Consider the following 25,965-nt stretch of genomic DNA (forward strand, 5'->3'; position numbering starts at 1 on the left):
ACAAGTGATATGAAACAAGTGCTTTATCCCCTAGTACCACAAAAAAAGCAGCAAAGGTTACACGATAACCTTGCTGCTTTTTTTCATTCTTTTCTGACCTTCCCGGCATAAATCTAATAATGGACAGATCTCACATTGTGGACTTTTTGCTTTACAATGATACCGACCGAAAAAAATCATTCGATGATGCGTATCGCTCCACTCTTCTTTTGGTATTTTCCGCATCAGTGTTTTCTCCACCTCTAACACACTGTCTTTCCAACGACAAATTCCTAGCCGCTTAGAAACACGCTCTACATGAGTATCAACAGCAATGGTCGGTTCACCAAAAGCAACAGAAGCTACTACATTTGCTGTCTTCCTACCCACTCCTGCTAAACCTTCGAGTTCTTCTTTTGTATGAGGGACAACACCATTGTATTTTTCTATTAATGTTTCGCACAGCTTACGAATGTTCTTTGATTTGTTGCGATATAAACCAATGGAACGAATATCTGACTGCAATTCTTCTAAGCTAACAGCCAAGTAATCCTCGGGTGTTTTGTATTTCTGAAATAGATCTTTTGTTACTTTATTTACTAAGGCATCTGTACATTGAGCAGATAGTAAAACAGCTATTACTAATTCAAATGGATTTTCATGTGTCAACTCACATTCAGCATCAGGAAACATATTCTCTAATTCCTTCCGCACAATTGCTATTTCTTTCATTGTTAACATGTATCTTACTCCTCTAACCAGTTATAATAAAGGGATTTATCATATGAATGGGATTTTTTTGCTGTTGTATTCGTTTGGTTTTGATGGAACGACCTGCTCGTCTGTTGAGCCTGTTGGGGAGATTTGATTCCTTTCTTGTGCCACTCCATTAAAATCCGATCAATATATTTAAAATTGATCTTCCCCATTAATACCGCTTCTCGTAAGGCAGCATATATTAATGACATATCATGCTTGTCCTCATCAAGCCAATTGTTAATCATCTCAATTTCAAACGGAGAAAGTGGTCTGCCAAATTCACGTTCAAACTTTTGAAAGACCTCTCCTACTTTATCTTCCGTTTGTTTTCTCGGTTTTTCTTCTGGTTGATACAGTTTTTCCCATAGTGGCTCAAATGAATACGTTTCTTTTATAATCTGCTCGTCTTCCTTGTCTTCTTCAATCGTAAGAAAGCCCTTTTGTATCAGCTGACGTAACAGGTTGGAACATGCCTCGCTACTGATCGTTAGCTGTCTGGACAGTTCTTCTGGTGTAGGAAAATTATTTCCACGCCGTTGTGCGGTATAGATTTGTAAAATAATTGCAAGTTGTGTTTCGTTCATACCTAACTGTGCAAATCGTTCAATCAAAAGAGCTGGAAGATTGACCTGGTCAAATAATATTGTCTGCATTTTTTCGCGCATAATTCTAATCACCACCTTCTATCATTGTGAACATCGGACCTGTGTAATAAGACTGTCCTAAGCTGTAAAATACGATAATCCTTTGCACAACGAATGCAAAGGATTATCGTTCCATTACGGATATAAACGATTTAATAATCGAGGGAATGGAATCGTCTCACGGACGTGCTCTACTCCACTAATCCAGGCTACTGTTCGTTCTAGACCTAAACCAAAGCCAGCGTGCGGAACACTTCCGTATTTTCTTAATTCAAGATACCACTGATAAGCATCACCAGCTAGGTTATGCTCCTGGTATCGTTGTTCCATTAATGTCAAGTCGTCGATTCTTGCCGAACCACCAATGATTTCTCCATATCCTTCTGGTGCGATTAAATCTGCACATAGTACGACATCATCACGCTCAGGATCTGGTTTCATATAGAAAGCTTTAATGTCTTTTGGATAATGTGTAATAAACACTGGCTGATCAAAGCTTTCAGCAATTGCTGTTTCATGAGGTGCACCGAAGTCTTCTCCCCACTCTACGTCAGTAAAACCTTTCTCTTTCAGCATTTCGATTGCTTTATCATAAGTAATGCGTGGAAATGGCGCTTTTATCTTCTTTAACGCATCGATATCACGTTCTAATGTTGTTAGTTCTAATTGGCAATGTTCTAATACTTGCTCAATCACATAGGAGACATAGTTTTCTTGGATTTCCAGACTTTCTTCGTGTGTAACAAAAGCCATTTCTGGTTCAATCATCCAGAATTCAATCAAATGGCGACGAGTTTTTGATTTTTCGGCACGGAATGTAGGACCGAATGAAAATACCCGTCCTAAAGCCATAGCTGCAGCTTCCATGTATAGTTGACCACTTTGGGATAAATATGCCTCTTCTTCAAAGTATTTTGTATGGAACAATTCTGTCGTTCCTTCTGCTGCTGCCCCCGTTAAAATAGGTGGATCAATCTTCACAAAGTCTTCTTTTTGAAAGAATTGATAGGTTGATTGAATGATTTGATTTCTAATTTTCATAATCGCATGCTGTTTCTTCGAACGTAACCACAGATGACGATGGTCCATTAAGAACTCTGTTCCATGTTCCTTTGGTGTAATCGGATAATCAGATGCTTCATGGATCACTTCTAATTCTTTGACTTGCATTTCGTAGCCAAAAGGTGAACGTGTATCCTCTACTATCGTACCTGTAACGTACAAAGATGTTTCCTGTGTCATTGATTTTGCTAATTGAAACGTTTCCTCTGTTACATCCGCTTTTACGACAACACCTTGTATAAAACCTGTACCGTCACGAAGTTGTAAAAATGCGATTTTTCCGCTGGAACGTTTATTAGCTAGCCATGCTCCAATTGTCACTTCCTGATTTACATTGGCCGCTGCCTTATTTATCGTTGTTTTCATGTTATTGCCTCCACTATCTATACTTATCTGTGATTCTCTACAAAACGTTTAATACGGTTTGCAGCTTCTTCTAGTTGTTCTAATGAAATGGCGTAAGAAAGACGGACATTATCCGGTGCACCGAATCCAGATCCGGGAACCAATGCTACTTTTTCCTCTTCCAATAATGCTGTAACCCATTCATCTACTGTTTCGAATCCGTTCATTTCTACTGCTTTTTTAACATTTGGGAATAAGTAGAATGCACCCTTAGGTTTGACACAATCAATTCCTGGAATGGCTACCAGCCAGTCATACAGTTTCTCTAAACGATCTGCAAAAGCTTCTCTCATCACATCCACTGGCTGTTGATCACCTGTATATGCAGCCTCTGCTGCTACTTGTGCGATTGATGTCGGATTAGAAGTAGAATGAGATGCCAAGTTCGTCATCGCTTTAATTATTGCTTTGTTCCCTACTGCATACCCGATTCTCCAGCCTGTCATAGAGTGAGATTTGGAAACACCGTTAATGACAACAGTTTGTTCTTTTAACTGGGGAGAAAGCTCAGCAATGGACACATGCTTCGTAGATGTATACGTTAATTTTTCATAGATTTCATCTGAAACAATTAAAATATTATGCTTCAAACAAACTTCTCCTAGTGCTTCTAATTCTTCCTTATCATACATAACCCCTGTTGGATTACTCGGGAGTTGATGATTACAGCTTTTGTTTTGGCTGTAATTGCATTTTCTAACTGTTCTGGTGTTAATTTAAATTCATTTTCTTCTTGAGCATCCACAAATACTGGTTTTCCCTCTGCTAATTTAATCTGTTCCGGATAGCTTACCCAGTATGGAGCGGGAACAATAACTTCATCCCCTTTGTTTAACAGTACTTGAAATAATGTATACAGACCATGTTTCGCACCAATGGTAACAATGATTTGATCGAGGTCATATGCCAAGCCCTGATCATCTTGCATTTTATTCTGAATTGCTTTTTTTAATTCTACCGTACCACCTGATGGTGTATATTTGGTAAATCCGTCATACATTGATTTAGATGCAGCGTCCAAAATATGTTCAGGTGTATTGAAATCGGGCTCACCTGCACCTAGGGCAATTACATCATGACCTGCCTGTTTTAATTCTTTTGCTTTCGCTGTGATGGCTAGTGTTGTTGATGGGGTTAAAGTTTGTACTCTGTTTGCTAAATCCATATTTATTTAATCACCTTTCTAATATTGAAATGATGGGGTTAAAGTTAATCGATAATGTGTTTTATCTTCTAATAAGACATGTTCATAAACTAAACGATCTGACGTATCCATATATTTAATTTCCAAAATAGGCATTTCTTCATCGATGCCAAATGTAGATCCTAAATACTCGCATTCATTGCAACGATCACGCCATTCCGTTAAAAGTTCCTTCTCTGAGTAAAATGATTCTTCATTATACAAATGGTTATCCCACTGACCGTCCTCTGTCTGGAAAACATATGCTAAAGTGTCCTGCTGTTGATCGTCTTCCCCTTCTAACACGTAGTATAATTGGTCACCATGATATCTTTCCATACTATGTATTTGGTCAAGCGAGGTATTAGCTAATGTATATTGACGTACTTCATCAAATTGATTTGTTTTACTTTCGATTACATCTTGATACAGTGAGACAAAATAATAAATGGCGATCAAAGCAACAATGACAATAAGTGCCACAATGAGCCACCATTTATTAGGTCCGATAAATGGTAAAGATTGCTTTTTCATGGTTATCCTCGCTTAATGTTAATCCAAACATCAAATTATCCTCTTTTAGCGTTCGATTCAAGCTGTCCACTATTTTATATAAATCATCAGCATGATCAATTTGCACTGTCGATAATGTTGTAATTTTTGATTGGCTCATATGGTAACACCTCCAGTAATAAAAATCATGTATGTGGGATGTAATCTGTACAGAGATGGTAAGAGAATTCTTTTCTTTCTTTATTTTGATGCAGATGCCGTAATTTTTCAACTGAAAACTAAGCAGATTTTGAATTATATTTACGGATTTAACGGTGTAAGGAACTTACAGAGCTGTTTTCTGTTAGAATTTCGTAATCATCCTTGTTTAAACGGACAAAAACCGTTCCAGATTGCTTTAAGAAATAAACATCGATCCATGTTGCATTAAGACGTTCAATCAGGGATTCATTAATTTTGTGTGTCTGACTCGGGAAAATAATGCCCATATATGGATCTATTTGTTCCAAAAAGCGTTGCGAAGGTGAGTTTCCACTTCCAAATGCTGCAACTTTTAAGATATCGACGTTAACTGTCTGATTCATTAATTTACGCTCAATGGCAGTGTCCTTATCATTTAAAAACAATATAGACTCTTGTCCGTACTCCATTAAGAAAGAGATGTCACCATCTTTTGTTTCATCTAATGTACGGAAAGCCAAATCACTCCACAATTTAAAATGGTCATCTAGTTTCCACTTCTGTACCGTCACGTCTTCTTCTAAAGATTGTACATTCATATTAGGTGGTAGAATGACATTCTCAACTTGGTAATGCTCGATAAAATACAGCAAATTTCCTGTATATTCCTCAGATTGATTCGTAATGATAATGGTCTCAATTTTGTCTACTTGCAACTTGGACAAATTTTCAAACAACGTTTTTTGACTTTTTTTGGATGCCGTATTGACTAATATATGTTCACCTTGGTAATTGGTTAATAAACTTGCCTCTCCGTGAGGCACATTGAAAAATACCATGTCGATTTGATTTGCACTCATTTGCGGTATTTCAACATCCGGAATGGCAGAGACTTGAGAGAACACAGCCAGAGTTATAACGTATAAAATTATGCTGCATATTAGCCGAATTTTCATTGGAGAACCAACCTACCTCTTCGATGATTTGTACTACATAGGTTCTCACAAAATGGTTTAGTTTATCATAACCATTTCCTGACTCGGTTTAACAATTTTTCAAAGTGATCATAATGAACTGGAATTTCAGGAATCGATCCCATAAATGTTCTGCCATATCGCTTCGTCATTAATCGGTCATCCATTACAAAAATAACTCCACGATCTGATTTTTTGCGGATTAATCTCCCGAACCCTTGTTTAAATTGAAGTACTGCCTGAGGCAGCGCGATTTCCATAAAAGGGTTAATTCCTTTGGCCTGGTAATAATTCGCCTTTTTCTTATATACCGGATCTTGTGGTGATTGAAATGGTAATTTGACAATCATTAGACATGACAGGTCTTCACCAGGTATATCAATACCTTGCCAGTATGCATTAGTGCCGAGCAGAATGGATTTATCAAATCCTTGAAATTGTTTGATCAGTCTGTTTCTGCTTCCAGAAGTAACACCTTGACCAATGATCATATAATCCGACAAATAATCTGATTCTTTTAGTAAATAATAACTTTTGCGTAACATATCATAAGAGGTAAACAGAACAAGCATTCTGCCACTCGACTGTTCAGCAAGAGAAATAATCGCTTCATTGACAGCATAAATAAAATCATCATTACGCGGGTATTGGATAGCGGGTAAATCATCAGGTATTAATAGCTCGACATTATGTTTATAATCAAAATGGTGCTCCACCATATATTCTTTTGCAGATAACGTGCTCATGCCTAATTTATTGCGTATATATTGAAAAGACTTATTCATGGTTAAAGTTGCACTAATTAAAATGATTGCTTCTTTTCTGTTAAATAATTGGTCGTGAAGAAGCGTTTGAACAGAAAAAGGTTCCTGGTGAACAAAAACCGCATTCTCTGCTCCATTCTGATCAATTTCCAGCCATGTAACCGATGCGTTGTCTTCAACTGCTAATAAACGTTGGAGGGTTTGTTTTATCTGTCCCAATTGATTTTGTTCTTCCTCATCAATCTGTTCCAGACGTTCACCTAAATATGCGAGCATCATGACTGTTCGATCAACGCTATCCTTTGTTTGTTCATTTGGTTCCCATACTGCTTTAAATCTGCCAATTTCAGTAACAGATTTTTGTTTCTGGTTCTCGTTTTTTACTAATTGAAACAGCTGTCGAAATAAAATGTCTGCTTCGTATTTCACATGCTCGATTCTCGTTAGCATATCACTTAGATTGCCGTAATTTTTTTCGAGCAGCTGTAAGTACGATGTTAATTCGAAATAACTCAATGATAGACCCGAATGGTTTGTCGCCACTTGTTCCAGTTGATGGGCTTCATCTACAATTAATCGCTGGTAATTTGGTAATAAAGGACGTTCAGTCTTGCTGTCAATTGTTAATAAAGCATGATTGGTGACGATGATTAATGCAGATTTGGCCTTATTGAGCATTCTTCGATAAAAACAATATTCTTTCCATGGAGCAGCTGTTCGTTCATGATTTACAATAATCTGATGGTAGATAGGTTGTTTATCAACGGCAAACTGAATTTCGTCCAGATCCCCTGTCGTTGTCTCTGTCAACCAAACTAAGATCATCGATTTGAACAGAACATCCTGGTACGAAAAATAACTGGAATCATGATAATATTGCTCGAACTTCTGCAGACTTAAATAATGATTTTTTCCTTTTACAATGGCTACTGGCAGTTGAAGCTGAAGTTTGTTTAAATCCTTTTCTATTAATTGTGATTGCAGGTTCGTGTTCGTTGTACTTATGACAACACGTTGATTGTGATGCAATGCTTCATAGACAGCAGGTATTAAATAGGCGATTGTCTTGCCCAGTCCAGTCTCCGCTTCAATCAATGCATGTTCATGTGAACGAAAGTGATCATAGATTTTTTCGCTGATAAATTGTTGAGAGGGTCTTTTTTCATATTCAGTGAATAGTGAAGCTAATTGCCCCTCCCTACCGTACATCTTCTCCAGAAACTCGCCATAAGTATCATCAATTCCGTCTTCATGCTGTTCAGATGAAACAGTACTTTTCAAAGCAAAACCCTGATAAATATCAATATCACTTCGCTGTACCGGCGAATCAAGCAATTCTCCTAATTGATCCATATTTGAGCGGAGGCGCCTCGAAAGGTAACGTAATTGTTCTTTTACCACCAGTGGTAAGGATCGCAATTTATGCAACAGTATAATGAACAAATCTGCTGTCACTAAAGCGTCAGATATCGCACGGTGCGGGTTCTCATGACTTATTAACAAATATTCTGCCAGTTCGTTTAGTTTATAACTTGAAGCCTTAGGTAACAGAATCCTTGCAAGTTCAACCGTATCCATAACTTTGGGTTTGATTGGTGAATGACCATTCCGTTCTAATTCTTCATTCAAAAATGTAAGGTCGAAATATACATTATGAGCTACAAAAATTGCATCATCAAACATATGTATAAAGTCTGCTACAACTTCAGAAAAAACTGGTTTTGTTGCTACATCTTCATCTGTGATCGAAGTTAGTTGTGATATGAAAGCGGGAATCGGCTTCTCCGGATTGATCAGTTGACTATACTGTGATGTAATTTGGTTATTTTCGATTAAAACAATAGCTATTTCTATGATTCGATCGCCTTTGGCTGCTGATTGTCCTGTTGTTTCCACATCTAATACGACATATTTTTGCAAAACGATCATCTCCGATACTAAAAATTCCAATTCAATCCGGCACACCTCTATATAAAAGAAACTCTTACCTAAAGGGATAAGAGTTTTCCGGTGCTATACGCGAGTTAATGGTGGTTCTTGATCTAACATTTCCTGAATATTATTATTGTCATCCATCACGGCAACTTTCGGCCTGAAGTTCGATAATTCCTCTTCTGAGAAAATACCATAGGAAACAATAATAATAATATCTTCCGGTTGCACCAGTCGAGCAGCCGCACCATTTAAACACACTACCTTACTTCCTCTTTCACCTGCAATTACATAAGTCTCTATACGTGCTCCATTATTATTATTTACAATTTGCACTTTTTCGTGTGGTAAAATACCAACTTGATCGATAATATCCGCATCAATGGTAATACTGCCAACATATTGCAAGTTCGCTTCGGTCACGCGTGCGCGATGAATTTTTGATTTCATCATAGTACGAAACATATAAGTTCCTCCTAAACACTAGCTTTAGGCAATGTTCTTTGTAAATCGACAATTACATTATCGATCAATCTTGCTTTCGAAAACTGAACAGCTAAAGCAATAATGACTTGTTGATTTAGTTGTTCAGTTTCGGTTAACGAGGGAAAAGCTAATATCTCTACATAATCTATTCGGCCACTTGTATTAGCGTAAATATAGTTTTTTACTTTCTCTCTTATCATATCAGTATTTCTTTCACCGTCAATAATTAATTGTTTTCCAACTTGTAAAGATTTGTATAAATGAACCGCTTCATCCCGTTCTTGTTCGGAAAGATAGACATTCCTGCTGCTTTTTGCTAATCCATCAATTTCCCTTACAGTAGGAACCGCGATTATCGTTGTATCAAAATTAAAATCATCAACTAATCCTTCAACAACGGCCACTTGTTGTGCATCTTTTAAACCAAAGAAAGCAAAGTCTGCCTTCGTAAGATGAAACAGTTTGGTCAGAACCGTCGCTACCCCGTCAAAATGACCAGGTCTGCTTCTTCCGCAGAGTACATCTGTCCGATTGTGGACCGATACCGTCACTGTCGAACGGACTGGATACATTTCTTCCACGGTTGGCAGGAATAAATAATCCACTCCATGCGCTTCTGCCATCTCTAAATCTCGTTCTTCATTGCGTGGGTAGCGCTCAAAATCCTCATTTGGACCAAATTGCAATGGATTGACGAAAATACTCGCAATTAGTACTTCGGCATATTTTTTACTTTCGTCCATTAGTGTAGTATGTCCTTCATGTAAAAAACCCATAGTAGGTACAAAACCGATTGATTGCTGTTGTTGTTTAAGCTCTTTTGTAATAGAAGTCAATTCGTTAACAGTTCGTATTACTTTCACAATGTTATTCCTCCAGGTTCAATTCCTTTACTAGTTGATCGTCCATCTTAAATGAATGAGTATCATCAGGATACTGTCTATCCTTTACTTCTTGATGGTATTGTGCCAGTGCATCCGTGACTATAGGACTTATTTCACTATATACCTTAACGAATGACGGCTTAAAATCAACACCATACTGTACGATATCATGGTAAACCAGAACCTGACCATCACAGTCTTTTCCTGCCCCAATACCAATTGTTGGAATGGATAGCCCTTGACTAATATGCTTAGCTAGTTGATCAGGTACACATTCTAATACAACTGCAACCGCTCCATTCTGCTCTAACTGCTTAGCATCATTGATTAATTTTTCGGCCGTTTGTTTATCTTTCCCTTGAATTCGATAGCCGCCTAACACATGGACAGACTGTGGCGTTAAACCAAGATGCCCGACAACTGGAACTCCAGCTTCAGTGAGATGTTGAATTAGCTGCAGTGTATGCACAGAGGCCCCTTCTACTTTTATTGCTTGAGCATTGGTATGTTGCATGATCAGTTGTGCATTTTCTAATGCTTTCTCAACGGATATGTGGTAAGACATAAAAGGCATATCAATAACAGTAAAAGTATCGGGTGCCCCTCTGCGAACCGCTTTACCATGATGAATCATATCTTCAACAGTGACTTGAATGGTTGAATCATAACCTAGTACAACCATTCCCAATGAATCACCTACAAGAATCATATCAATGCCTGCAGCTTCTGCAGTTTTTGCAGAAGGATAATCATAAGCTGTCACCATCGAAATTTTTTCACTGTTATGCTTCATTTTTTGCAACTGTAACGTGTTTTTCATTATTACACTTCCTTACCATGTAATATCTGCACTGTAAATACGTTCATCGTCTCCATTTCGTTTTGTAACGATTAACGCACCGTCATCATAAATTCCTTTAATTTCAGCGTCATACTCTTCTTGAAACGTTTTGACATGAACCAACTCATGCAATTTATATGCATGCTTCAACCATTTTTGTTTAATTGGTTCAAAACCAGTTTCAAAATATAATTCATAAGCTTTTTCAAAATCATGCAGTAATTGTTGGATTAATGTCAGCTTATCCCAATTATTATCGGATTCCATTCGTAATGATGTAGATCGTTTATTAATCTCAGATGGAAGTTGTTCCATCGATTGATTGACATTGATCCCAAACCCGATAATTAAGTATTGAATCGATTCTAATTCAGCTTGCATCTCCGTTAAAATGCCAGATATTTTTTTCCCATTAATAAACAGATCATTTGGCCATTTGATTTGAATATCAAGTCCAGTATGCCTCTCTAATGATTCTACTAAGGTAACTGCAACAAACAAAGTAATCTGTGAAGCTTGGTGTGGAGGAATATCCGGGCGCAAAATCAAGCTCATCCAAATACCGCCATCGTTATCTGAATGCCATGTGCGGTCCATTCGACCGCGACCACGCAACTGGTTGTTTGTAGTAATAACGGTTCCATGTGCCGCGCCTTTTCTTGCTAAATCATGTGCAATATCTTGTGTAGATGTCATCGACTCTTGAAACTCAATTTGCTTTCCGAGCCAATTTGTTTTTAATCCCCACTTGATCGTGCTCTCATTCAAATTGTCGGGCTTTTTTATTAAACGATAGCCTTTCTTTGGTGCTGATTCAAATTGATAGCCATCTTTCTTCAGTTCATTCATATGTTTCCAGATAGCAGTACGGGAAATTTGTAAGCGTTCCGAAAGCATTTGTCCGGAAATATAATTATCACCTTGTTCTGCTAATATGGAAATTAGTTGATAACGTTTACTGGAAATCATTATTTTGCAACCACTCTCTTATATCAGTTTTGTTATTATGCACCTCTTGCTCGACAACAGCTTTTTCAACCGCAGACAATATCTCCTGAATCCAAGCGCCTTTTTGCCTATTAGGGAATAAGGCAATAATGTCTTTCCCGTTCACAGCGAGCTCTGATCGACTTACAATGGGAAGACTTTCTTTCTGCTGTCGCAAATAAGAAACAGACCATTGCTGCTGGTGATACACCTGGAAGAGAAATTGAAAGTCAGTGAGTAAATGATTTTCTAGTTGATAGACAATCCAACTTAGCGAATTCGCCGGGTAAGAAACGACACTTTTATACAGTGTCTCACTATCCCTTTTTATCTGATTAGAAAATTTCCATTCTCTTTTCCAGGTAGAAATGGAAACCGTTTGGTCCTGTAAGTGCATATATGCGACAAAAGCAGCTATACTCGTAAATGATTGATCTAATCCTTTCATTACTTGTCGTATCCCATTGTGCCCCGCCATAACCGGGAGGTATTTTATAAGGCCGGAATCAACTAGACTTTGATTCGCTTGTGGGAAATGACTACCAGTAATGGTTTTGCCCCATTCGACAGCAATACGCTCAACAGCTATTTTGGATAACCACTTCCGATGCCTCATGATTGCTTGAATAGCCGCTTGATCAATTAAAAATCCTAGCTGACTTTGAAACCTGATTGCACGCATCATGCGCAATGGATCTTCTAGAAAGCGTTGATTCGGATCGCCAACCGTGCGGATTAATTTACACTCCATGTCCTTTATTCCGGCAAATGGGTCAATTAGCTGGAAGGAGGAGTCCATCGCGATCGCATTCATTGTAAAATCTCTCCGAGCCAGATCTTCTTTCAAATCAGAAACAAATTGTACCTGATCGGGTCGTCGAAAATCACTGTATTTACCTTCTGTACGAAATGTTGTCACTTCAAAAGAAGTTTGCTGAAATCGAACAGTAACCGTTCCGTGCTGTAAACCCGTTGGAATTACTTTAGGGAAAATTTGTTGAATATCTTCAGGTAGAGCAGATGTCGTAATATCGATGTCATCTACTTGCCGTTTAAGTAATGCATCGCGTACAGCACCTCCGACAATATAGGCTCGGTAATGGTGGGCTTCTAATTTTTTTATAACTTTTTGTGCTAATAGAAATAACGGATCTGTCATTTTATTCACCTAATACTTGATAATATAAGCTTTCATATTGTTTTCTGATTTCTTCCGATGAAAAACAATTTGTTACCCTATTGATCGCATTCTTCGAAAATCGTTGCCATTTCTGCTTGTTTTGTAACAATTCTAATATTCTTGATGCAAAAGCATCTGTATCCCCTAATTCTTCAATAAAACCTGTTTCGCCGTCAGCGATCACTTCAGGAATGCCACCGATATTCGAACCGACACATGGTACACCACAAGCCATTGCCTCAAGCAGTACTAGGCCGAAGCTTTCTTTCTCTGATAACAGTAATTTGATATCAGCGATCGAAAGTAATTCCGGGATATTCTTTTGTTTTCCGAGAAAGTGCACCACATTTTCTAATCCTAACGCACGAACCAGATCATAAATCCTTCCATATTCCGGACCATCTCCAATGAGCAATAGGTGTGATTTTTCTTTTTCATGGACTTTTTGGAAGGTATGAATCACATCTTCCAATCGCTTTACTTTACGGAAGTTAGAGATATGGATTAGCACTTTATCCGTTTCTCCAATTCCATATTTTTGTTTTAAATGGTGACGTTGATTTGGAACATATTCAAGCTCGTTTACAAAGTTATAAATAACATGTAACGGGCTCTTAACTCCAAGCATTTCTTTCGTTTGCCCAACGAGACTTTCACTTACGGCCGTAGCAGCATCTGACTGTTCAATACCAAATTGGATCATTTTCTTCAAGCTATGATCGATACCAAGTACGGTAATATCCGTACCATGCAAGGTTGTTACAATTTTGACAGGGTGCTTTGCCATTTGTTTTGCTAAAATAGCGCAAATAGCATGTGGCACTGCATAATGTGCATGAATGATATCTAACTGTTCTGTATCAATTACCTCTGCAATTTTTGTTGCCAGCGCTAAATCGTAAGGTGGATATTGAAAAACTGGATAATGATTTAACTCCACTTCATGGAAAAAAATATTCGGATAAAAAGAGTCCAGTCTAAAGGGTATACTAGATGTTATGAAATGGATTTCGTGACCTTGTTTGGCTAACATTTTCCCAAGTTCAGTCGCAATAATTCCAGATCCACCGACAGATGGATAGCATGTAATTCCGATTTTAAGCATATGGCAACCCACCTCTTATAATTTTTAATCTTGTAATTTACGCCAATCGAAGAAACCGGCATCTAGTGCTCTTATCATGACTTCTGCCCCACCAAGATTCGTTACTAACGGGATCTGATAGACATCGCTAAGGCGCATCAATGCACTAATATCTGGCTCATGTGGCTGAGCAGTTAAAGGATCTCGGAAGAAAATAACCAAGTCCATTTCATTATCGGCAATTCTTGCTCCAATCTGCTGATCACCACCTAATGGACCTGATTGAAAGCGATGAATTTCCAGTCCCGTAGCATCACTGATTCTCTTTCCTGTAGTTCCGGTAGCAAATAATGTATGCTGTTTTAAAATTTCTGTATAAGCAATTGTAAAATTCACAATATCTTGTTTCTTTTTATCATGTGCGATTAAGGCAATTTTCAAGGTGATCTCCCCCTATTCTAAAATGTTCTCCAATCCATAAACAAGCAGATCCAACTTCATGACATGATCAATGGCAAGCTTCACACCTGTCATGAAAGATTCACGATGAAAGGAATCATGTTTAATGGTTAAGTTCTCACCCGCTGAACCAAATACAACTTCCTGATGTGCTACAAGACCAGGTAACCGCATACTGTGAATTTTCATGCCATCCACATCTGCTCCTCGTGCTCCCTGAATCGTTTCTTTCTCATCAGGATGTCCTTGCGTTTTGGATTCCCTCTCTTCTTGAATCAATTGCGCTGTCTTCACTGCTGTTCCAGAAGGAGCATCTAATTTACGATCGTGATGCTTTTCGATAATTTCAACATCCGGAAAGTATTTCGCTGCCCATTTGGCAAACTGCATCATTAATACAGCCCCTAAAGCAAAGTTAGGTGCGATAATGACACCGATTCCTTTCTCTTCTGCCAAATCCGTTAATTCTTGAAGTTGTTCGTCACTAAATCCTGTTGTTCCTACAACAGGTCTGATTCCGTATTGAATTGCTGTTTTTGTATGTAAATAGCCAAATTCCGGTGTCGTAAGATCAACTAACACATCGGCTTCAACCGCTTGAAAACATTGCTCAATATCTGTGTAAATGTCTACATCGAAATTGGGTAAATCTTCGAATTCATTAATTTTCTTACCTTCAAATTTATGATCTAAGCAAGCAACTAATTCTAAATCATCCTGTTTTTCGATCATACGTAATGCTTCACTGCCCATTTTTCCACGTGGGCCGGCAACAATAACTTTTACTTTACTCATTGTGATCCTCCTGACTGTTTTTCCTTGTCCAACGATTTTCATCTCGTGTTTCGATTTTATTCATTGTACGTTCAAATGCTTTATCCAAGCTGATTCCCTGTGAGTTAGCAAAGCAAATGATGACGAACAGCAAATCTCCTAATTCTGCTTCAATCGAATTGTCTTTCTCGCTATCCTTCTTTGTTTTTTCACCATACTGGTGATTGACTTCACGGGCTAATTCACCTACTTCTTCGGTAAATCGAGCCATCAAACTTAATGGTGAAAAATAACCTTCTTTGTATTGGGATATATATTGGTCGACTCGTTGCTGCATGTTCTCCATACTTTCTTTATTATACATTCAACAACCTCCATTGTTAAATAAAAAGACAGATGTTTAAACATCTGTCTTCCATCATAAAAAAACTTATTCATCGCTCGCAAGGAAAAACATGGATGCAAAGCGAATTAACTCCGCTACAGCAACCAATGCTGCTGCAACATATGTTAACGCGGCAGCATTTAATACTTTTTTCGTTTGACGTTCTTCATTATTGCGAATAATACCAGTAGAAACTAATTGGTTCATTGCCCGATTAGAAGCATCGAACTCAACTGGAAGTGTTACGAGTTGGAATAATACTGCGAATGACATAAAAATAACCCCAACAAGTACTAAGTTCATTGCCCCTAATAAGATTCCTGCGATGATAAAAATAAAGGACATCTTATCACCAAGTCCTGCTATTGGCACTAATGTATGGCGAAAACGTAAGAACGCATATGATTCAGCGTCTTGAATCGCATGTCCTACCTCATGCGCAGCAATCGCAGATGCAGCAGCAGAGTAACCATGATAGTTATCGCTCGATAATCGTACGACCTTCTTACGAGGGTCATAGTGATCAGACAACGTACCTTTTGTTTCTTCAATTCTGACATCAAACAACCCATTATCATCTAATATTTTACGGGCTACCTCTGCACCAGTCATCCTATTTGCATTCATTACTTTTGAATATTTCTTGTAAGTGTTCTTTACTTTGGATTGAGCCCAAAGTGGTACAGCAATTAATAAAACCAGATATATTAAATACCCTAGCATGTACAATCCTCCATCATAGTATTCATTTATACCGTTAATTTTAGTCAAAATCCGACAAAGTGTCAATTGTAATGATTATCACGGCGCTAACGCCCCAGCTTCAAGATGCGATAAATAAGAAGCTAAGTGGGGGTAAACGGACGATAACTCCCTGATAAGTTCCGCTAGCAATCAGTCGGAGAAAGCAAACCCACTGATTGAAGTCTCACTTTATACTGCTTCTCCTCTATATTTTGCCCATGCTACATAAGATAAACTAAGGAAAATAAAACCGAATACGATAAAAATTAACCATTTTGTATATTCTGCATTTGCATGATTCATCGTATCACTATTGAGCTGGGAAATGTGTGAGAAGGTCTCCTCTAGTTCTTTTTCATTAGATTGCTCTTGATTATTCGTCAACAAAGAGATAGATGCTTGGTAATCCTGATACTGCTCATCATCAAGGTGCAATTTGGCTACTGGAGAAATTACTTGTACGTAGTATGCAATTTCTTCGATATCCTCTGTACTAACAGATTCTTTCGCTAGAATTCGCTCCATTTTTTTATCTAATTCTTGCTTCCACGTTGTCCAGAGTGGAGCATTTTCGTTTTGAATGGCATCCCACAAAATTAAGATTTGTTGTGCCGCCATTCTTTTTTCGCTATAACTTGCTGACTCGTCTTGTAAAACCTCTGTTCCACTTTCCAAATATTGCTGCATGACTGCTTCATATTCATTCTTTTCACTAGCAGCAGTTTCCAGTATCGTTGATTTATTATTCTCCATTAATTGCAGTGCAACATCATATCGCTGTTCCTGTACCAGCCTTTCGAATGTATACATATATCGCGCATCTTGCTGCGCCAATACATTACTATGAACAAATGCTTGTATTATCATTAATGAGAAAAAAAACACGATCATCAAGCGAATATGCACAGCTACCCCTTCTTCCATCTTTCTTTTTAAAAATGTATGATGGAGTGCGAATAGATATGCAACCGTTTTGTTTAAAGCTATCTAGCCAGTTTGTAATTTTGTCCTTTACGATGAACAGACCAATAGTAAACAGTTAAAATGGTAACAACAGATAGCCAAAACGTGAAATAGCCAATATGTGTTTGGTAGTCAGATAAACTGCCATAAACAGGCATCATCCCATAAACATAATCAATCATTTCGTTATGGAGCAACCAAATTCCGGCAATGGTTAAATGGACTAATCTTATTTTATATAGTGGTGCATACAGAAATGCCTGAATAGCCATAGCGCCATGAGATGCAATCAACATATATCCTTGCCAGCTTAAATCACCTGTAACGATTAATGTCAAAATGTTCATAATCACTGCCCATATCCCATATTTCACTAAAGTGGTAAAGGCGAGTGCTTCAATCAGCGGGACATTTTTTCCCTTCAAAATAAAAAACAAGAAAATAGTGAAGAATAAACTTGCTGTCGGACTGTCAGGAACAAATAACAGGAATGGAATAGGTGTATCTGCCAGCTGATTTCCGTACCAAAAGTATCCATAGATTGTACCAAATAAATTAACAATGAATAACAAAGCTATCATATTTGGATGAAACAAAAATTTTCTCATCATCTTTTTCCCCTAACATTTGCTAGTTAAAATAAGAACATCAATTATGTAACATGAATCTTTGAAACGTGTATTACTTTCGATTTATACCGTGATAAAAACCCTCGCCCGATATGTGAGAGCGAGGGTTTTCGAATATGTGTTAATCACCTTCTGCAGCCTGTTCGTTAACAGACACGATAAATTCAGCAAGTTGCTGTAATTCTTCGTCAGAACCTGCAAACTGGTCTGCTGGCATAGTTCCTATACCATTAACAGCAATGTCTTTGATTTCGTCAACACCGTGCTCCGTTCCAATTAAGGAAGGAGCTGCAGCGCCACCTGATAAATCATCACCATGACACTGAATACAACTGTTGGCTTGATAAACCTCATAACCGGGATCAGACTGATCAATTTCTACAGCATTTTCCTCCGGTAACTCAGGTTTATTATTTTCTGCTTTTGCTTCCCAATCAACGTGATGAGCAGCTTCAAATGTTAGCCAGAAGATTGCCACAATACTTAGCAGCATTAATCCTGTTGAAATGGGGCGCTTATGTGGACGACGTTCTTTTCCACGGTCTAAGAAAGGTGCTAAAAATAAGGCACCAAAAGCAAGACCCGGAATAACAACGGAACCTAAGACGTTGAAAGCACCACTTGCAAATTTGTATTTCAATAATTGATATAAGAATAAGAAGTACCAGTCCGGTAATGGTACATATGCTGTATCTGTTGGATCAGCCAACTTCTCTAATGGAGCAGGGTGCGCGATTGTTAAACATAAGAAACCAACTAAGAATACCGCACCAACTAACCATTCTTTAAGCAGGAAGTTCGGCCAAAAAGCCTCTGTTCTACCAGGATACTCTGAATAATCTTTTGGAATAAACTTCGGTTTGTCAGCACGCACACGTGAATCGCCAACAAACTTCATCCCTTTACCTCGTTTCAACGCTATCCCTCCTTATCTGTCTAAATTCTACAATGGACCAGAAATACCTTGTTTTCGGATCATTATAAAGTGCACAGCCATCAATACAAATAAAGCAGCTGGCAAGAAAAATACATGAATGGCAAAGAATCTTGCGAGTGTTTGTGCACCGACAATGGATGGATCACCATTTAAAAGCGTTTTAGCAAATTCACCGATAAAAGGAACCCCTTCCACAATTTGAAGCGTAACAACTGTTGCAAAATAAGCTTTGTTATCCCATGGTAATAAGTAACCGGTTAAACCTAGAGCAAGCATAACGAAGAAAATCAATACTCCTACCATCCAGTTTAACTCACGTGGCTTCTTATAAGCCCCTTGGAAGAAAACACGCAACGTATGTAAAAATAACATTACTATAACTACACTAGCTCCCCAGTGGTGCATTCCTCGTACAATCTGGCCATGCGCCACCTCTGTTTGTAAATAATAAACAGAACGCCATGCATTTTCAATATCAGGAACATAGTACATCGTCAAGAACATACCTGATAAGATTTGAATTACTGTAACAAAGAAAGTTAACCCGCCAAAACAATATACAAAAGCTGAAAAGTGATGTGCAGGGTTTACATGCTCCGGTACTTCGTGGTCTGCTATGTCACGCCAGATCGGAGTAATATCTACACGTTCATCAATCCAGTCATAAACTTTCTGTAACATCTAATTTGCTCCTCCTTCCTGGACAGGATTTGGAACTGTATCTCCAAGATATAAAGTTCCTTCTTTTACTTCCATTTGGAATGTATCAAGTGCTGCATTTGGTGGTGTATCTGGTACATTCAAACCACTCTTGTAATAACGTCCACCATGACATGGACAGTAAAATTCTTCCGGAAAATCTGGATTACTATTCCAGTTAACCGCACAACCTAAGTGTTTACAAGTTGGTGATAATGCAACAATTTCATCATTTTCATCCCTATAAACCCAGGCACTATGAGTTACGTTTGATGTATACCACGCATCAACTTGCTCGATCGTCCAATCGAAACGCTGTGGTTCATTCGTTAATTCGGATACATCCACTACTGCATGCATTTCTTCACTACTTGAAGCTTGCAATACTGGATCAATCGCAAAACGTACCATAGGTGCAAGCATACCTGCAGCCATAAATCCCCCAACACCTGTTAACGTATAATTTAAAAATTGGCGACGGGACACTTGTTGCTTTTTCTCTGCCATCATTTACCCCCCTCTACACATATTCCGACATCATGGATCATTATCTCTTATATTACTAGGACATTACTATGATAGCGCAAACTTTTGCTAGGGTCAATATAATCTCTTCTATAATATCTATTATTTTCTATTCAAATTAGTTATTTCCAATAACTTTCAATTAATTCACTTAGCTGATCTGTCTGATCAGAAATCGCTTTTTGAGCTTGTTCTGACTTAAAATCTTCTATCATAGGAGCAGTTATCCAGACAAAACTGCCTGCAAGTTCTCTTTCATATCGCTTCCAATTTACATCATACGATAATAGAAAAATATGTTGGAAGTGACCATCAGAAAGATGGCTTGTCCACTGATTTACACGATCACATTCAGTTTGAAAATCTGTTCCCCGTAAATATGTATAAGCGGGACTTAACATTATTCTGCCCGTATAATTTCGTTCTAATTCATCAGATATGATTTGTAATGATGTTTTTTGATTAGCTAATTTACGTGCCTCGGATGAATTAGCTAACTCAACTGGAATTAAAGGGATACATAATGTATCAATAAATTCTTTAGATTGATAAAAAGTTTCTAAATCTGCACTAGTCCATTTCATTGTCTCATCCTCCTTCGTTAGTATCATGCTAACCACAAAAAGAAACGGAATTTACCTCTCTTAAAGGTCTTCCGTTCTTCAAGCTACTCACTCTTAATAATATAGGAGGTTTCTAATTTTTTCAATTGCTCTGAATAATACACAAAAAGCTCCTGATTCTTTTCATCTAAAGCTTCATTGATTTGTTGCAGTAACATTTCTTTTTTGTACTCATATAATGAATGTTGTAGCCATTCATCCGCCATTCTTTTATCACTTTTGGTCAGGAAATAATCATCCGGAATGAATGGATTATCTTCTAACACTTTCATGTAAGGAATACTCTGCTTCGAATCTTTGAAATTGAGCTGGATATAAATTGGCTCTTGTGCATGCAACCGAATGTCATGAAATGATTTATCAGCATCTGTAGTCACGATATGCTTTTTGTAAAATCGAAACGCAATTTCTTTGGAGCAATGCGTGGAAATGATCATCGCTCGCGGACAAAACCTAGCTTCCAATACAAAATGTACATGTTCCAGCAATTGGTCATGGTTTAACAAATAATTAAGAATCCAGACACTTTCTCTTTTTTTGAGTTGAAAATTGCCGAGAAACCACTGAATAAAAGATTTCTTATCCTCTACTTTAATTGACGTTTCCAAGGTTTACATCCCTCCCCCCATACTAAAAGAGAGTATCATCACTTTGTTCTTTCAAACGCTCTACATATTGACCGATATCGAAATCTGAAGGATCGATTGATAAATATGCTTCGAACACTTCGATAGCGGAGTGAATCCTCCCTTCTTCCACAAGGAAATAGCCATAATTTTTAAGGAAATCAATATCTCCTTTCATTTTATTGTATGCATTCTGGTAAGCATTTAATGCCTGTTTATACGCTTCTTCTTCATAATAGGCTTTCGCAAGCTCCCAGCCAAATATACCATCTAATTGTTCGATATCAACTTCAGCGGTCAACAGTTCAGTAATTTCAGCAAACATTTCCTGCTTTTTATATGACTCAACTAAAAACAATAATGCTTCTTGGTATTCATTATCTAATGATATTGCTTTTTTGACCATCTCAAATGCTTTTTGATTATCACCTGATTTTAAAGTGATTCTTCCAGCGTGAAACCACATTTCTTTATTAAACGGATCCATATCTACACCTTGATTTGCTGTCTGATATGCTTCATCTAGCAGTCCTTCTTCTTCATATGCTTTCGTAAGGTACAGGTATACAGATGGGTATTCTAATTCCTTTTCTAACAGCTGCTCCCAAATTTGAATAGCTATTTCATAACGTTCTGATTTAAATGCAAGAAAGCCGTATCGGAACAAGGTTTCAGGATCATCTGATTCTATCGTCTGGTAATATTCCAGTGATTCTTCAAATTCTCCATTTAAGGCATAGGCTTCTGCTAAACGGCTGGCAATATTAACACCTGCAAATTCATCGGTTGTTCGTTTTAATTTTTCGTAGTATATCGTTGATTTATGGTATTCGCCTGAAGAAAAAAGTAATTCGCCTAAGGCAAAATCGATGATTGGTTCTTCTGGTGCGATAGTTTTCGCTGCTAACAGTTTTTGTTCTGCAACTTCAAAAAGCCCCTGTGCCTGATAAAGATCAGCTAACTGAACTAAGGCTTGCAAATAATTTGTGTCATTTTCTTCTACTTCATTTAATAATTCAATAGCTGATTCATCCTGTTCATCATCGATCATAATATCGGCTAATAGAAGTTTTGCTTCACTGTTGTTGTCATCCGTCAGCAGCATATTTTCTAATAGGTTTTTAGCAAGATCGTGATTTCCTAGTTCAATGAAAATTTGGCATATATCTATTTTTGTATCTGCATCAGCAGAAGCAGCTGTTTCATTGAGTAACGTCAACGCTTCAGCAACTTCACCTGCTTGAATCATTTCTATTGCTTGTTCTATCGTATTATTCAATCCATTCAACCTTTCTCATTACTACTTCTCTTTCATCTTATCGAATTCAAGCCATTCGAGCAACTAGAAAACTTATTCGATTTTATACAAACAAGAATAATACAGTTAACTTGACATAATTCATGTACGGTAAGGCCTTTTATCGACCAGTTCAGTACTAAAACAAATCCCAACCGGAGTCAACGCTATTGTTCATACGCTGCAGCTTATTTAAGCAATTTATTGTACTGAGATATATTGATTAGAAAAACCGGGTATAAACCACCCGATCCTAATTGACCTCATTAATATACAACTCCCTATAATATGGATTATGTCAACTAAGGCTATATGGCAAAACGGTCATTTTGAAATATTTTATCTGCGTTGCAAAGCTCCGGAAATAGGCTCCGTGTCCTGTGGGTCGGCGGTCTGCAAGGCTACTACTTGAAATAACATCTTTGCTGCCTTGTGCCGAGGAAGCTCTCTTCGAAGCGGTACTTGCAGACGCAGGCACAAATGAAGTGGATCTTCAGCTCGCGCTGAGGCATGAGGAGTCTCCGCCTATTTCCTACGCTTTAGGGAAGTGCTACAATGTATAGAACAGCTAAAAGCAGTGGTTCTACGCATTATGTTATTCAAAAGCTGATATTTATGATGTGATCAATATGCTAGCAATTTCAAAAGTTGTAGAGCAAATATCTTAGCGTAGGCCAACCACGTAGACTCCCGCGGGACAGGCAGGTGCTGGAGAGCCACAACGTCTGCACCTGCGTCTACTAGTAAAGCTTCGACGTAGGCTTCCTCGGTGCAAGGCAGCAGAGAAGTATTTCGGGTAGTAGCCTAGCTTCAGCCGTGCCCCGCAGGAGTGGTTGACCGAAGCGGTATCCCAGCATATTAAATATCTCAACATGAGTGCTTGGCTAGCAATGGCTAGTTGGCATAATCCATATTATAGGGACCTATCTTCCTATTCAGCATGATTACTTCTACGACTGTACTTATATGCTTTCTTTGCTTACGAGTAAGGCATAAAAGATCCATGTTCGTTGTGAACATGGATCTTTATATTCTTATTGACCTTCATTTAATAGCTTGTGTAAGTCCTCAAAGAAGGTTGGATAGGAGATGTTAATGCATTCGTCGTCGTGTAATTCTACTTTATCATCTATTAGTAAGGAGGCGATTGCAATCATCATACCAATTCGATGGTCGCCAAATGATTCTGTTACACCACCATTTAAGGATGTGCCACCTTCGATTACCATCCCATCAGTGGTCGGGGTAATAGACGCACCTAATTTCGTTAACGTCTTAACCACAGAATCAATTCGATCTGTTTCTTTAAAACGCAATTCTTCCGCATCTTTTATAACCGTTTGCCCTTTTGCCTGGGTTGCTAACAGGGCAATGATTGGAATTTCATCAATAATACGTGGAATGATATCTCCTTCAATAACAGCTGCTTTTGGCTCTGAAGAGTGAACTGTGATATCACCGATTGGTTCACCACCTATATTCTTCTTCTCTTTCACGCTAATTGAAACACCCATCAGTTCTAATACATCAATTATACCAGTTCTTGTCGGGTTCAATCCGACATTTTCTATCGTAATTTCACTGTCAGGCGCAATTGCTGCTGCAACTAAGAAGAAGGCAGCTGAAGATATATCGCCTGGTACTTCAATTTCGCAACCTCTTAACGTTTGATTACCTCGGACAGTGACCTTATTTCCTTCTACTGTTAAATCAGCACCAAATGCTTTTAACATATTTTCTGTATGATCTCTTGTTTTGGTTTCCTCTACAACGATTGTTTCTCCATCTGTCAGGAGTCCTGCAAGTAAAACACCTGATTTTACTTGAGCGCTTTTGACAGCAGGATAAAACGTAATAGGACTTAAACCGCCACCACGGACCGACATCGGTAATAAACGACCATTGTTACGCCCATCAATTTTTGCTCCCATCTCACGTAGTGGGTCAGCTATACGATCCATTGGTCTCTTAGATAGGGAAGCATCACCATATAGTGTATAGTGATGAGGTAACCCAGCTAGAATGCCCATCAGTAAGCGGGCAGTAGTACCGGAATTACCGAGATTAATCGGTTCTACCGGTTCTTTTAGTCCTTCAAATCCAGCCGATTCAATCCTAACTGTATGTTGCTCACGTTGAATAGCTACGCCCATCGATTGGAATGCACCTATAGTTGACAGACAATCTTCCCCTACCAGGAAGTTGGTGATGGTCGTTTTCCCTTCAGCTAATGCACCAAACATTACCGCGCGATGTGATATAGATTTGTCACCAGGTACGCGAATTTTTCCAGACAATTTCTGATTTTGAAAAGCTAACACTTTATGAGACAAATTACACCTCTCCTATTCTTCAATAACCGTATCATATTGATTTTTTGTTAGAATTGCCTGACTAAGCTCCTGATCATTTTTATTTTGGAAGCTTAATCTCAGAACACCAGTAATTCCTTCTCTAATTTCAAGGATTTCAATATTATTAATACTAATATCATGCTTGGCCAACAACTCAATTACCTTTAGCAATGCACCTGGTTGATCAAAAATATCTACATATATATCATAGTATGAAAGTAAGGCACCTTGCTTTCTGCTGTCTAACCCATCGCGATAATCTCTTGCCTGTTCGAGATAGTTCTGAATTTGTGTTTTTTCACCATTATCAATCAAGTTTTTTAATTCTTTCATTTCTTCAATCCAGTCACCGAGTAACCGGCTCATCTTTGAACGATTTTGAAAAAATATATCTCTCCACATTAACGGATTGCTCGAGGCAATTCTGGTAATATCACGAAAACCACCAGCGGCAAGCTTAGGAATATACGGATGCGTTTTTTGCCAATTTTTTGCCTGGTGAACGAGTGAAGATGCAATTAAGTGGGGAAAATGAGAAATAACACTTGTCATCTCATCATGTTCTTCGGGTTCCAGAATTAAAAATTTACATTTTGTCGGTGCCAATAATGCTTGTAGCACATCAAGATCCTGATCAGTACTGCTTTCTGTTGGAGAAAGTACGTAAATGGCGTTCTCAAATAAATGCTTTTTGGCCGCCTGGACACCTCTTTTATGAGAACCGGCCATGGGATGTCCGCCAATAAATGAAATGTTTTCAGATTCAATTTGATTTGCTGCTTCCATTATTGGTCCTTTAACAGACCCGACATCGGTCATAATGATGTGATGATCGAATGATAACTGATTTAATTGGTGAATGAGATCAACAGTCACTGAAACAGGTGCTGCAAATATACAAATATCTGCCTGGACAACCGCCTCTTTAAAATCGTCAAACACATCATCTAGCATTTTATTCATTTTGGCATACTCTAATGTGGTTTGATTTGTATCATAGCCTAACAATGTTAGACCTTCCGTTTCTTTTAAATTTAAAGCGAGCGAGCCTCCGATAAGACCCAGGCCCGCAATTAAAACCGTTTGTTTCACG

The 25,965-nt window shown here is 38.1% G+C and carries 27 protein-coding genes and 1 pseudogene; all 28 read right to left on the reverse strand.

The genetic code is table 11. The features are described from left to right. Positions 1 to 57 precede the first annotated feature (57 nt). Positions 58 to 720 carry an endonuclease III gene (gene nth, locus MUN87_RS02775; protein WP_244746122.1) on the reverse strand — a complete coding sequence of 221 codons (663 nt, stop codon included), beginning with the start codon at positions 718 to 720 and terminating at the stop codon, positions 58 to 60. A 5-nt stretch (positions 721 to 725) separates the two neighbouring features. Continuing rightward, a complete protein-coding gene (locus MUN87_RS02780) occupies positions 726 to 1,403 on the reverse strand; it encodes a DnaD domain-containing protein (protein WP_244746123.1) in 678 nt (225 codons plus the stop codon). Between the two features lie 114 nt (positions 1,404 to 1,517). Then, positions 1,518 to 2,810: an asparagine--tRNA ligase gene (asnS, locus tag MUN87_RS02785; protein WP_244746124.1), complete on the reverse strand. Its 1,293-nt coding sequence runs from the start codon at positions 2,808 to 2,810 to the stop codon at positions 1,518 to 1,520. A gap of 23 nt (positions 2,811 to 2,833) precedes the next feature. Next, positions 2,834 to 4,014: pseudogene (locus tag MUN87_RS02790) on the reverse strand (pyridoxal phosphate-dependent aminotransferase). 18 nt (positions 4,015 to 4,032) lie between these two features. Further along, positions 4,033 to 4,566, reverse strand: a complete 534-nt coding sequence (locus MUN87_RS02795) for a cell wall elongation regulator TseB-like domain-containing protein (RefSeq protein ID WP_244746125.1) — start codon at positions 4,564 to 4,566, stop codon at positions 4,033 to 4,035. Beyond that, positions 4,532 to 4,705 (reverse strand): YpmA family protein, encoded by a 174-nt coding sequence (locus MUN87_RS02800; protein WP_244746126.1) that lies wholly within the window; start codon positions 4,703 to 4,705, stop codon positions 4,532 to 4,534. The genes MUN87_RS02795 and MUN87_RS02800 overlap by 35 nt, the downstream gene beginning before the upstream one ends. Positions 4,706 to 4,853: 148 nt before the next feature. Beyond that, positions 4,854 to 5,681 carry a ComEC/Rec2 family competence protein gene (locus tag MUN87_RS02805; RefSeq protein ID WP_244746127.1) on the reverse strand — a complete coding sequence of 276 codons (828 nt, stop codon included), beginning with the start codon at positions 5,679 to 5,681 and terminating at the stop codon, positions 4,854 to 4,856. Between the two features lie 65 nt (positions 5,682 to 5,746). Further along, on the reverse strand, positions 5,747 to 8,413 hold the full coding sequence (gene dinG / locus MUN87_RS02810; RefSeq protein ID WP_244746128.1) for an ATP-dependent DNA helicase DinG: 2,667 nt from the start codon (positions 8,411 to 8,413) through the stop codon (positions 5,747 to 5,749). 63 nt (positions 8,414 to 8,476) lie between these two features. Continuing rightward, positions 8,477 to 8,860: an aspartate 1-decarboxylase gene (gene panD, locus MUN87_RS02815; RefSeq protein WP_244746129.1), complete on the reverse strand. Its 384-nt coding sequence runs from the start codon at positions 8,858 to 8,860 to the stop codon at positions 8,477 to 8,479. A gap of 11 nt (positions 8,861 to 8,871) precedes the next feature. Then, on the reverse strand, positions 8,872 to 9,744 hold the full coding sequence (panC, locus tag MUN87_RS02820) for a pantoate--beta-alanine ligase (protein WP_244746130.1): 873 nt from the start codon (positions 9,742 to 9,744) through the stop codon (positions 8,872 to 8,874). A gap of 4 nt (positions 9,745 to 9,748) precedes the next feature. Then, positions 9,749 to 10,585 carry a 3-methyl-2-oxobutanoate hydroxymethyltransferase gene (panB, locus tag MUN87_RS02825; RefSeq protein WP_244746131.1) on the reverse strand — a complete coding sequence of 279 codons (837 nt, stop codon included), beginning with the start codon at positions 10,583 to 10,585 and terminating at the stop codon, positions 9,749 to 9,751. 12 nt (positions 10,586 to 10,597) lie between these two features. Continuing rightward, complete coding sequence (locus tag MUN87_RS02830; RefSeq protein ID WP_244746132.1) at positions 10,598 to 11,575, reverse strand: biotin--[acetyl-CoA-carboxylase] ligase; 978 nt, start codon at positions 11,573 to 11,575, stop codon at positions 10,598 to 10,600. After that, a complete protein-coding gene (locus MUN87_RS02835; protein ID WP_244746133.1) occupies positions 11,562 to 12,752 on the reverse strand; it encodes a CCA tRNA nucleotidyltransferase in 1,191 nt (396 codons plus the stop codon). Before MUN87_RS02835 ends, MUN87_RS02830 begins: the two co-directional genes overlap by 14 nt. Before the next feature lies 1 nt (position 12,753). After that, entirely contained in the window at positions 12,754 to 13,878 is a 1,125-nt protein-coding gene (bshA, locus tag MUN87_RS02840) for an N-acetyl-alpha-D-glucosaminyl L-malate synthase BshA (RefSeq protein ID WP_244746134.1), read from the reverse strand. Between the two features lie 24 nt (positions 13,879 to 13,902). After that, positions 13,903 to 14,298, reverse strand: a complete 396-nt coding sequence (gene mgsA / locus MUN87_RS02845; RefSeq protein WP_244746135.1) for a methylglyoxal synthase — start codon at positions 14,296 to 14,298, stop codon at positions 13,903 to 13,905. 12 nt (positions 14,299 to 14,310) lie between these two features. Beyond that, positions 14,311 to 15,111 carry a 4-hydroxy-tetrahydrodipicolinate reductase gene (dapB, locus tag MUN87_RS02850; RefSeq protein ID WP_244746136.1) on the reverse strand — a complete coding sequence of 267 codons (801 nt, stop codon included), beginning with the start codon at positions 15,109 to 15,111 and terminating at the stop codon, positions 14,311 to 14,313. Continuing rightward, entirely contained in the window at positions 15,104 to 15,454 is a 351-nt protein-coding gene (locus MUN87_RS02855; protein WP_244746137.1) for a nucleotide pyrophosphohydrolase, read from the reverse strand. Before MUN87_RS02855 ends, dapB begins: the two co-directional genes overlap by 8 nt. Positions 15,455 to 15,520: 66 nt before the next feature. Further along, positions 15,521 to 16,198, reverse strand: a complete 678-nt coding sequence (locus tag MUN87_RS02860; RefSeq protein ID WP_244746138.1) for a zinc metallopeptidase — start codon at positions 16,196 to 16,198, stop codon at positions 15,521 to 15,523. Positions 16,199 to 16,408: 210 nt separating this feature from the next. Further along, positions 16,409 to 17,125 carry a sporulation protein YpjB gene (locus MUN87_RS02865; protein WP_244746139.1) on the reverse strand — a complete coding sequence of 239 codons (717 nt, stop codon included), beginning with the start codon at positions 17,123 to 17,125 and terminating at the stop codon, positions 16,409 to 16,411. A gap of 77 nt (positions 17,126 to 17,202) precedes the next feature. After that, on the reverse strand, positions 17,203 to 17,793 hold the full coding sequence (gene lhaT / locus MUN87_RS02870) for a lipoprotein heptaprenylglyceryl N-acetyltransferase LhaT (RefSeq protein WP_244746140.1): 591 nt from the start codon (positions 17,791 to 17,793) through the stop codon (positions 17,203 to 17,205). Positions 17,794 to 17,932: 139 nt separating this feature from the next. Continuing rightward, positions 17,933 to 18,727 (reverse strand): menaquinol-cytochrome c reductase cytochrome b/c subunit, encoded by a 795-nt coding sequence (locus tag MUN87_RS02875; RefSeq protein ID WP_244746141.1) that lies wholly within the window; start codon positions 18,725 to 18,727, stop codon positions 17,933 to 17,935. Between the two features lie 27 nt (positions 18,728 to 18,754). Then, positions 18,755 to 19,429 carry a menaquinol-cytochrome c reductase cytochrome b subunit gene (gene qcrB, locus MUN87_RS02880; protein WP_244716873.1) on the reverse strand — a complete coding sequence of 225 codons (675 nt, stop codon included), beginning with the start codon at positions 19,427 to 19,429 and terminating at the stop codon, positions 18,755 to 18,757. Further along, positions 19,430 to 19,954, reverse strand: a complete 525-nt coding sequence (locus MUN87_RS02885; protein ID WP_244747860.1) for a QcrA and Rieske domain-containing protein — start codon at positions 19,952 to 19,954, stop codon at positions 19,430 to 19,432. It lies immediately after the preceding gene. 140 nt (positions 19,955 to 20,094) lie between these two features. Next, complete coding sequence (locus tag MUN87_RS02890) at positions 20,095 to 20,556, reverse strand: DUF2487 family protein (protein ID WP_244746142.1); 462 nt, start codon at positions 20,554 to 20,556, stop codon at positions 20,095 to 20,097. Positions 20,557 to 20,639: 83 nt separating this feature from the next. Then, positions 20,640 to 21,203 carry a ReoY family proteolytic degradation factor gene (locus MUN87_RS02895; RefSeq protein WP_244746143.1) on the reverse strand — a complete coding sequence of 188 codons (564 nt, stop codon included), beginning with the start codon at positions 21,201 to 21,203 and terminating at the stop codon, positions 20,640 to 20,642. A gap of 22 nt (positions 21,204 to 21,225) precedes the next feature. After that, the gene (locus MUN87_RS02900; RefSeq protein ID WP_244746144.1) at positions 21,226 to 22,500 is read right to left on the reverse strand and encodes a tetratricopeptide repeat protein; all 1,275 of its coding nucleotides are present in this window, start codon (positions 22,498 to 22,500) and stop codon (positions 21,226 to 21,228) included. Between the two features lie 1,052 nt (positions 22,501 to 23,552). Then, positions 23,553 to 24,851 carry a 3-phosphoshikimate 1-carboxyvinyltransferase gene (aroA, locus tag MUN87_RS02905; protein WP_244746145.1) on the reverse strand — a complete coding sequence of 433 codons (1,299 nt, stop codon included), beginning with the start codon at positions 24,849 to 24,851 and terminating at the stop codon, positions 23,553 to 23,555. A gap of 12 nt (positions 24,852 to 24,863) precedes the next feature. Further along, positions 24,864 to 25,964 (reverse strand): prephenate dehydrogenase, encoded by a 1,101-nt coding sequence (locus tag MUN87_RS02910; RefSeq protein WP_244746146.1) that lies wholly within the window; start codon positions 25,962 to 25,964, stop codon positions 24,864 to 24,866. Position 25,965 lies beyond the last annotated feature (1 nt).

The sequence above is a fragment of the Gracilibacillus salinarum genome, from assembly GCF_022919575.1.
GTDB classification, from domain to species: Bacteria; Bacillota; Bacilli; order Bacillales; family Amphibacillaceae; genus Gracilibacillus; species Gracilibacillus salinarum.